This window comes from Candidatus Eisenbacteria bacterium (assembly GCA_013140805.1).
GTDB lineage: Bacteria > Eisenbacteria > RBG-16-71-46 > RBG-16-71-46 > RBG-16-71-46 > JABFRW01.
Map to the genome: position 1 here is coordinate 1 of JABFRW010000066.1, position 9165 is coordinate 9165.

Here is a 9165-nt window from a genome sequence, read left to right on the forward strand (position 1 = left end):
CGCGCCGCCTCGGAAGCTTTCGAGCTGGCCCGCGCCCTCTCGGATCCGCGGGTCATTCGCCCCGCCATGCGCCGCTGGGCTCACAACGATCTGAGCGCCGAACTCGTCTCAACCTTCGAGGGGACCGCTGCAGCCTCGAGGTTCGCCGCGGCGGCCGCGTCTCGGCCGGAAGCGCCGCTGGGCGTGTGGCGAAGGCAGGTTCGCCGCGCGTTCGCCCTCCCGGCTGAGAGGCGATCGGACCGGGGGCAAAAGGCCCGCCGATGAGCATTCGGGTTGACCCTTCGGGCACGCGCGCCTAAAGTGCCGCGCTCGCTCGAGCCGATACCAAGGATGGCATCGGTGCCCCTTCGCGGGGGCGAAACGGAAGGGAACTTCATGCTGGTACGTGCCCCGCGCGCGCTGTTCGCGCTCGTCCTCGCCATCGCGCTGATCGGCCACGGCCTTGCGCTCTCGGTCCGCCCGGCGGCGGCTGCGGACTCCTCGACTCGACGCTCGAGTTCCGTGCGTGCGCGGTCGACGGCGCCCAAGCGCACCGTCGCTCGCAAGAAGGCCCGCCCGGCACCCCCCGGCGGCGTGTGGTCCCGCCAGGCCGTCTTGATCGACCCCGAGAGCGGTGAGGTGCTGTTCTCGAAGAACTCGCGCGAGGTGGTGCCGATCGCGAGCCTCTCCAAGCTGATGACTGCGATCGTGTTCCTCGAGGACAAACCGGACCTCGATCGGACCGTCGTGGTGACGCGCGAAGACTGGCGCGGCGCCGGCAAGACGCATCTCGACGTCGGTGAGCGCGTGCGCCTCGGCGATCTCCTGCACATGAGTCTGATGTGCTCGGACAACTGCGCCACCCGCGTGCTCGCGCGCGAGTCAGGGCTCGAGGGCGAAGACTTCATCGTTCGCATGAATCGCCGCGCGCTCGAGATGGGCCTGCAGCGAACCCGCTTCGTCGAACCGACCGGCCTGAGCGAGCGCAACGTGGCGAGCGCCGAGGACGTCGCGCGCTTGCTGGTCACGGCCGCGCGCATCCCGACCGTGCGCGAGATCATGACGACCCGTGTCCACCAGTTCCGCACCGCGCGCAAGCCGCACTCGGTCCCGAACACCAATCGACTGCTCTACGGGCGCCTCGAAGTGCGCGGCGGCAAAACCGGGTACATCAGCGAAGCCGGCTACTGTTTCGCGACCTGGGTGCGTTCGCAGGGCCGCGATCTGGTCGCGGTCGTTCTCGGCGCTCCAACCCCGGCGACGCGCTTCGCCGATGTCGTTCGGCTGGTGCGACGCAGCGCCCCCGGCCTCGCGGCCAACCGGGGGTGAGCGAACCCGCTCCCGCTCGCGGCATCGCGGAGCCGGGTGCGGCCGGGGCGCCCGAACTGATCACCGGCCTGATTGCGGGCGGGGCCGGCGGATTGTTCGGTGTCGGCGGTGGCATCGTTCTGATTCCGCTGCTCACCGGCTGGAGCAAGCTCACCCAGCATCGCGCCCACGGCACCTCGCTCGCGGCGATCGGCGCCACTGCGATCGGGGCGCTCGCGACCTACGCCGCATTCGGAAACGTGCGCTGGGACGTCGCGCTGGTGGTCGGGCTCGCCTCGACGCTCACCGCGCGCTTCGGCGCACGGCTCGCGAATCGGGTTTCGGGAACGGGACTGAAGCGTGCGTTCGCCGTGTTCCTGCTGCTGGTCGCGCTGCGGCTCCTGTGGAGGGTGCCGGAACCGTTGCAGGCGAACGCACTCGAAGGACCACTTCGATGGGGAGTGCTGGTCACGCTCGGCGCGCTGGTCGGACTACTGGCGTCCTTCTTCGGAGTCGGCGGCGGCATTCTGGCGGTGCCGGCGTTCACGCTGCTGTTCGGAATGTCTCAGCAGATGGCTCAGGGCACCTCGCTGGGAGTGATCCTGGTGACCGCCCCGGTCGGCGCCTACGAGCATTCAAAGCTCGGAAACGTGGCGTGGCGGCGCGTTCCATGGCTCGCGGCCGGGTCGCTGGTCGGGGCGCCGCTCGCCGCGTGGCTCGCTCAGTGGCTCCCGCATGAGGGTCTGGTTCGCGCTTTCGCGGGATTTCTCGCGTTGAGCGCCGTTCAGACGTGGTTTCGCGCCCGTCCGAGGCCGGCCTCGCAGCCCTCCTGAGCCTGGCTTCCGGGCACCGGCACACCCGTGCACAGGGCGTCGGAGCCTTGAGGAGCGCTCGATTTCTCGCAGGATCGACTCGCGCCAGCGAAGCGCCCGGTTCGGCGCTCCGAAACCGCTCGGAAATCGTGAGTTTCCTCAAAAGTTCCTTGAGGCAGCGGGGCGGCTTCGATATCGTTACTCAGCTTTCATTCGCACCCTGGCCGCGCGCATGGCCCCCCGTCGCGTTCCCCAACCGGGGGGGAAATCCCTGAAGCGTCCAGCTTTCTATCTCGAGGGGAACCGGCTGCTTCGCGGCTGCGTGTCGCGAAGCATCAAGCGAAGCGTTCGCAGCCCCCGCGGCAATCGACGCATCGTCGCCCGGCATCCACGCACCACTTCGGAGGAGAGCGTCATGAAGAAGATTGCCACCTCGCTTGCGGTACTCGCACTGTGCGGCTTTGCGCACAACGCGATGGCCAACGGCACGTTCCAGCCGCTGCCGTTTTCGCAGAACTGGTCGAACATCGCTCTCATCACCGTGAACGACGACTGGTCGAGCGTTCCGGGCGTCATCGGCTTCCTCGGCAATCATGATCTCGCGGGTGCCGTCACGGCCGTCGACCCGCAGACGCTGACGACCAACGTCTCGGTCTCCGACACGGTCATCGCGAACCAGGCCGCTCCGAACACGCTGACGGCCGGTGGCGTCGCCGAGTTCGACGGCATCGCGGACCCGGTCGTCGCTCTGAACGGCTCGGGCACGGCAGATGCGCCGTACATCATTCTGCACATCAATACGGGCGGCTTCACGGGCGTCAACGTGTCCTACAACCTGCGCGACATCGACGCGTCGGCTGACAACGCGAGCATGCAGGTGGTGCTTCAGTACCGCCTCGGCGTCGCCGGTGCGTGGACGAACGTCGCGGGCAGCTACGTCGCGGACGCGTCGGCCGGTCCGAGCCTCACCCTGAGCACGCCGGTCAGCGTGGCGCTTCCGGCCGCGTGCGACAACCAGGCCCAGGTCCAACTGCGCGTCATGACCACGAACGCTGCCGGCAACGACGAGTGGATCGGAATCGACGACATCTCGATCTCCGGAACGCCGTCGGGCATGCCGATCGGCGTGAACCTCGGTTGGAACGACTGCGGCACCACCGTGGCGACGTCGAACCGTCTGTTCGCGTGCAACGACAACCTCACCACGCACAACCTGGTCGGCTCGTTCAAGCTCGGCTACGACATTCCGGACTTCGTCGGCGTGTCGGGTGTCGTGGACGTGACGACGTCCGGCGGCTCGCTGCCGGCATGGTGGCAGTTCGGTCCCGGCGGCTGCCGTGAGGGTGCGCTTTCGCTCGGCACCGTCGGCGCGCTGGCCGGTTGCGTGAACCCGTACTCAGGTGGCAATCAGGGTGGTGGCTTCGTGCTCGAGCTCGGACCGGCGCCGGATCGTTTCCGCGTTCGTTTCGACTGGGTGCGTGACACGCCGGCTCCGGTCAGCGGTACGGCGCTCAACTCGGCGTTCGTGCTGTCGATGAGCTCGGCCGGAACGGTCGAAGAGGGTTTCGGCATCTGTGCGGGTTGCAACGTGCCTGCGTGCATGGTGCTGAACGCGCTCGAGATCTCGTCGCTGAGCCTCGGCCGTGCGCGCATCATCGAGAACGCGGACGTCCGGAACTGGGCTTCGTGGCAGGGCGGCACGGGTACCTGCCCGGGCGCCACGGACTCGCGCAAGTCGACCTGGGGTGCGGTGAAGACCCGCTTCCGCTAGTCGTCTCGCAACATTCCGAATCGCTTCGCGCCGACCCCCTCCGCAGCAGTGCGGAGGGGGTCGCGTCGTTTTGGCGACCGGGGTTGCGGGCGCCGAGCGAGCCGCCACACTCGGGCGACAGAAATTGGGCGATCTGACCAATCCGGAACTCCTGCGGAGCCCGGGCCTGCCTCTCGTTGGCGCCCGTATCTGCATGAGTGGCAACCGATTGGTTCAGGGCCTCGCCACGCCTTCCCGACCCCGCGCTTCCGGCCACTGACTTGCATGTTCCTCGGTGAAGCCATCGTCCACTCGGCCACCCACGGCACACCGCCTCGCGGAGACACGACTCCCATGGCCAAACCCGCCCGCAGCCGCTCCGACCGCCCGACCGGCCGCGGGCTGCGCGTGCGCGCCGCAGCACTCACCGCGCACGAGCGCGTGATCGACGATCCGCTCCCGGTTCGCAGCACCCTGCATCCGACTTCGCTACCGGCATCGGTCGCACGGCAGGCGCAGCGCGAGATGGATCGTCTGCGTCGCCTTCCGACCGGTTCTCCGGAAGCCGCGCAGGTGCGTGCCTACCTGCACTGGCTGTGGTCACTCCCGTGGGAGCACACGAGTTCCGAAGACGCCAACCTGAAGGACGCGGAGCGGGTGCTCGAACGCGATCATCTGGGGCTTGCGAAAGCGAAGGAGCGCATCCTCGAGTACCTCGCGGTGCGTCGACTCAAGCCGGATCTGCCGGGCCCCGCGTTGTGCCTGGTCGGCCCGCCGGGCACCGGCAAGAGTTCGCTCGGCGCCGCGGTCGCTCACGCGCTCGATCGGCCGTTCGTGCGCATCAGCGTGTCCGGCACCACCAATGTCGACGAGCTGGCCGGCGTGCCGCGGGTGCTGCCCGACGGCCAGCCGGGCCGCATCGTGCGTGCGCTGCGCGAGGCGGGTACCCGCAATCCCGTCCTGATGATCGACGGCATCGATCGCATCTCCGGCGAGTCCGGACTGCGAGTGGTCGAGCTGCTGCTCGACCTGCTGTCACCCGAGAGCAGTTCCCAGTTCACCGATCGCTATCTCGGACTGCCGATCGATCTGTCCCACACCGTGCTGCTGTTGTGCGCAAACACGCTCGAGATGATCCCCGATGCGCTTCAGGAGCACCTCGACTTGATCGAGGTGCCCGGCTACAGCGAGGACGAGAAGCTCGAGATCGCGCGTCGCTTCCTGCTGCCACGGCAGCTCACCGCGCACGGATTGTCCGCACGCGACCTGCAGATCGCCGACGACGCACTTCGCGCGATCGTGCGCCGCTACACGCTCGAGGCCGGGGTGCGCGGACTCGCGCGCCAGCTCGCCACGGCGTGCCGCAAGGTGGCGCGCGCGCGGGTGACCGGCGACTCCGAACGCCATCTGGTCGGGATCGAGGACTTGGACAAATACCTCGGTCACCGGCTGTTCGCACCCGAAACGCTCGCGAAGGACGACGAGGTGGGCGTTGCCCTCGGCCTCGCGTACACCACGGCGGGCGGTGAAGTGCTGGTGGTCGAGGCGCTCAAGATGCCGGGAACCGGGCGCGTGGTCACGACCGGGCAGCTCGGCGAGGTGATGCGCGAATCGGTGCAGGCCGCGCACTCGTATGTGCGCTCGCGCGCCGACCTGCTCGAGATTCCCGCCGACGCTTTCTCCGAGACCGACATTCACATCCATTTCCCGGCCGCCGGGGTGCCGAAGGATGGGCCGTCGGCCGGCGTCACGATCGGCCTCGTGATCGCATCGGTGCTGAGCGACAAGCCGATTCGTCACGACGTCGCGATGACCGGCGAGGTGAGCCTGCGCGGCAAGGTGCTGGTGGTGGGCGGACTGCGCGAGAAGGCGCTCGCCGCCCATCGCTCGGGCATCCGCACCTTCCTGTTCCCCGCCGCGAATCTGAAAGACGTCGAGGACATTCCCGAGGACGTCCGGGACTGCCTCGAACTGATTGCGGTCGAGAACATGGACGAGGTGTTCGCGATCGCGCTGCATCGCGTGATCGTGCCGCAGCGGATCGGGGGCAATTTCGTCATCGAAGTCGACGACGATGACGAGGAGATCGAGATCGAAGAGGAGTGAGCGGCGGCGGCGGCGAGGACGCCGGGCCTCAAGTCTCGGTGTCCGGCTCTCCGACGTCTTCGTCTCGCACCGCGCCGCCGCGCTCGAGTGCCGCGAGGTATTCCGCGATCAGCGCGCGCGCTTCCGCCGCCGCGTCGGGAGCCACGATGATCTCCCCCCACGCGCTGGTCCCCCAGTCACGCCGCACCGAGCCATAGCCCGGCAGCGTCGTGGTGCGCAGCAGTGCCTCGACGCCGTGGTGCTCCAGCACACCGAGCAGCAGCGCGCCGGCCGCGGCATCGGGCACTCGATGCACGACCTCGGGCGCCGCCTCGCGCGACGGTGGCTCGGTCGTGAGCACCGCGCGGCAACGCGGGCACGCCACGACTTCAGGCGGATAGCCGGCGCCGCACTCCGGGCAGAAACCCGTCGTCACGAGACGCGCGTCGCCGCGACCTGGGTGCGGAGCAGCGTGACCGCGGCCTCGATGTCCTCGCGCCGGGTCGCCAGCGACATGCGGACCCAGTTCCCGTACTCGGGTCCGAACGCGGTGCCCGGCAGCACGGCCAGCCCGAGCGACAGCCACTCCTCGACCAGCGCCCAGATGTCGCGCCCCTGCAGCGCGCCCGACACATCGGCGAACGCGTAGAACGCGCCGCGCGGCCGCGGCACCCGCACGACGTTCTGGCCTTCGAGCCCGGTGAGGATCAGATCGCGCCGCTCGAGGTAGGCGCGTCGCATGGTCTCGACCGCGTCCTGCGGGCCGGTCACCGCGATGCGACCCGCGGTCTGGATCGCGGGGAACACGCCGTGCGTGGTGTAGAACGCGAGCAGCGGACCCATCACCGGGCGCAGCGCCGCGGGTGACACCACGTAGCCGAGCCGCCAGCCGGTCATCGAATACGACTTGGAGAAGGTGTAGACCGACACGGTGCGATCGGCCATGCCCGGCAGCGACGCGATGCTGACGTGTTGCGCGTCGTCGTACAGCAGGTGTTCGTAGGCTTCGTCACTCACCACCCACAGATCGCGCTCGATCGCGACTTCGGCGACCGCCGCGAGCTGCTCGCGCGTCATCACCGCACCGGTCGGATTGTTCGGCGAGTTGAGGTAGATCCCGCGCGTCTGCGGGCCGAGCGCCTCTCGCAGCCGCGTCGCGATGCCGGCCGGAGAGATCGTGCCTTCGAGCACGTCCAGGTAGAGCGGCGCGGTGCGAAACGACGCACCGCTCACGAACCCGATCAGCTTGGGAATCGCCATCCAGTGCGGCGACAGCACCAGCACTTCTTCACCGGCGTTCAGCATGCCCTGGAACACCATGAACAGTCCGTGAGTGCCACCATCGGTCACCACCACGTCGTCGGGCTCGCACACGATCTTGTTTTCGCGTGCCAGCTTCGCCACCAGCGCCTGACGAAACGCCAGCGTGCCGCGCGCATCCGGGTAGTGCGTCTCGCCGGCACGGGCCGCGGCGGCGAGTGCTTCGACGATGTGCGGCGGAGTATCGAAGTCGGGTTCGCCGCGTTCGAGGTGCAGAACGCGATGTCCTGCTTGCTCGCGTGCACGAGCGGCCGCCATCACCTTGCCGAGCTCCGAGGTCATGCGCAGGACGGGTCGATCGGCGATCAGGCGTGGCATCGGCTACCTCCGGGTCGGAAAACCATCGAATCGCCAGCAATCTAGCACGCGCATGCGGTTCCGCGCAGTCGCGAAGCGAGTGCGTGCGGTGACGCAGCCCCGCGCGATCCGCACGGCCGCGTGCGCCGTGCACGTCGCAATCCCGCGGCACGTGGATTGCCTGATTTCGTCGCGCTCAGTGACGGTCCATCTCAGGAGGAGGCGATCATGTCCCGGTTCGATCTGCGCGACATCTCTCAGCGGCTCACGAATTCGCGTGATGTGGAGGCGGTGGTCTCGGAGTTCCTCGGCTACCTGCACGCGGTCCGTTCCGACTGGCAGGCATCGCTCGCCTTCTACGAGGTCAGCCGCGACGCGCTGGTTCAGATCTACACGCGCAACGGCCCGCGGCTGGTGCGGCGTGACGTGAACCTCCCGGTCGAGATGCTGCCGTCGCGCCTGGTGCGAAAGTTCTTCCACCCGAGCGCGTTCTTCAATTCGCCCGACCGCCGCACGTTGCTGTCGCACATGTTCCAGAACGCGCCGACCTACGAGCCGGATCCGTCCGAAGCGCCGGCGCTCGCGTCGATCAGCCCGATGGCGAGCTGGCAGTCGTGCATCTGCATGCCGCTCGCCGACCGCGAGGACCTGCTGGCGGTGCTGACGATCGCGAGCGACAAGCGTGGCGCGTTCCCGGGCAAGGTGGTGGGTGAGCTGATCCCGCTCAAGAGCCTCGCCGCGCTGTCGCTGGCGCAGCATCTTCACAAGTCCACTTCACGCACGCGGCCGACCGACGACGTTCGTCAGGCGCAGACGGCGACCGCGATGTTCCAGGAACGCATTCGCCGCCTCAACGCCGAGACCGCATCACTGGTGCAGGACAACAAGGCCAAGGCCGACAAGCTCGCCTCGCTGTCGCAGGAAATCGAACAGCTCGACAAGAGCTCGGGCGCCTACCGCCGCGAGCTCGACAAGGTGAAGCACAAGCTGGTGGCACTCGAGGAGCAGTCGACCCAGGCCGCGCAGCACCTGACCGACGCCTACGCGCAGCTGACCGCGACCCAGTCGCGCACCGACCGCGTCGAGCGCACCGTCTCGTTCCTGAAAGACGTGTTCCAGGTCATGTCGCAGCAGCACGATCCGAGCGAATTCGCGAACACCATGGTGTCGTGGTTCGGCGAGCAGTTCGGCGTCGATCGTTGCAGTCTCATGGTGCTCGACGACTCGAACGAAGCACTGCGGGTCCACACCCAGCGCGGCCTCGATCCGTCGCTGGCGCCGCGCATCAAGGTGCGGGTCGGTCAGGGCATCGCGGGCTGGGTCGCGCACAATCGCAAACCGCTGTTCGTACGCATGAAGCGTGACGCCAAGGACGTTCAGCATACCCACCAGGATGCCTACAACTCCGATTCGTTCATCAGCGTCCCGATGGTGCACTCGGGACACCTGGTCGGGGTGCTGAATTTGAGCAACAAGCGCGGCGGCGAGGCGTTCGACGAGCACGACCTCGACCGCGCGGTGCTGGCCGGCGCGGTGCTCGCGACCAGCCTGGGCGGCAGCGAACTCGCTCGCACGCAGGCGGCGTGGGCCTGAACTAGGCGCGCGGCGGGCACC

The 9165-nt window shown here is 68.3% G+C and carries 7 protein-coding genes; 5 read left to right on the plus strand and 2 right to left on the minus strand.

The genetic code is table 11. The features are described from left to right. The first annotated feature begins 375 nt into the window (after window positions 1-375). The 4 genes from HOP12_05930 (at window position 376) to HOP12_05945 (ending at window position 5955) form a co-directional block, all read left to right on the plus strand. Window positions 376-1308: a D-alanyl-D-alanine carboxypeptidase gene (locus HOP12_05930; GenBank protein NOT33696.1), complete on the plus strand. Its 933-nt coding sequence runs from the start codon at window positions 376-378 to the stop codon at window positions 1306-1308. Then, window positions 1305-2120, plus strand: coding sequence for a sulfite exporter TauE/SafE family protein (locus HOP12_05935; protein NOT33697.1), 816 nt, complete (start codon window positions 1305-1307; stop codon window positions 2118-2120). Before HOP12_05930 ends, HOP12_05935 begins: the two co-directional genes overlap by 4 nt. 394 nt (window positions 2121-2514) lie before the next feature. Further along, complete coding sequence (locus HOP12_05940) at window positions 2515-3870, plus strand: hypothetical protein (protein NOT33698.1); 1356 nt, start codon at window positions 2515-2517, stop codon at window positions 3868-3870. 333 nt (window positions 3871-4203) lie between these two features. Beyond that, window positions 4204-5955, plus strand: coding sequence for an AAA family ATPase (locus tag HOP12_05945; protein ID NOT33699.1), 1752 nt, complete (start codon window positions 4204-4206; stop codon window positions 5953-5955). A gap of 28 nt (window positions 5956-5983) precedes the next feature. Here HOP12_05945 and HOP12_05950 read toward each other — a convergent pair whose 3' ends face one another. Together HOP12_05950 and HOP12_05955 are read right to left on the minus strand one after the other, a co-directional pair. Continuing rightward, complete coding sequence (locus tag HOP12_05950; protein NOT33700.1) at window positions 5984-6370, minus strand: zinc ribbon domain-containing protein; 387 nt, start codon at window positions 6368-6370, stop codon at window positions 5984-5986. Next, window positions 6367-7572, minus strand: coding sequence for an aminotransferase class I/II-fold pyridoxal phosphate-dependent enzyme (locus tag HOP12_05955; GenBank protein ID NOT33701.1), 1206 nt, complete (start codon window positions 7570-7572; stop codon window positions 6367-6369). The genes HOP12_05950 and HOP12_05955 overlap by 4 nt, the downstream gene beginning before the upstream one ends. Window positions 7573-7779: 207 nt before the next feature. Between HOP12_05955 and HOP12_05960 the strand changes: the two genes are divergently transcribed. Next, window positions 7780-9144 (plus strand): GAF domain-containing protein, encoded by a 1365-nt coding sequence (locus HOP12_05960; protein NOT33702.1) that lies wholly within the window; start codon window positions 7780-7782, stop codon window positions 9142-9144. The last annotated feature ends 21 nt before the right edge of the window (window positions 9145-9165 follow it).

Bases quoted from the DNA above. Each gene is read 5' to 3' on its own strand.
- HOP12_05955 (NOT33701.1), bottom strand. From the start codon at position 7,572: ATGCCACGCCTGATCGCCGATCGACCCGTCCTGCGCATGACCTCGGAG.
- HOP12_05945 (NOT33699.1), top strand. From the start codon at position 4,204: ATGGCCAAACCCGCCCGCAGCCGCTCCGACCGCCCGACCGGCCGCGGG.
- HOP12_05940 (NOT33698.1), top strand. From the start codon at position 2,515: ATGAAGAAGATTGCCACCTCGCTTGCGGTACTCGCACTGTGCGGCTTT.
- HOP12_05960 (NOT33702.1), top strand. From the start codon at position 7,780: ATGTCCCGGTTCGATCTGCGCGACATCTCTCAGCGGCTCACGAATTCG.
- HOP12_05930 (NOT33696.1), top strand. From the start codon at position 376: ATGCTGGTACGTGCCCCGCGCGCGCTGTTCGCGCTCGTCCTCGCCATC.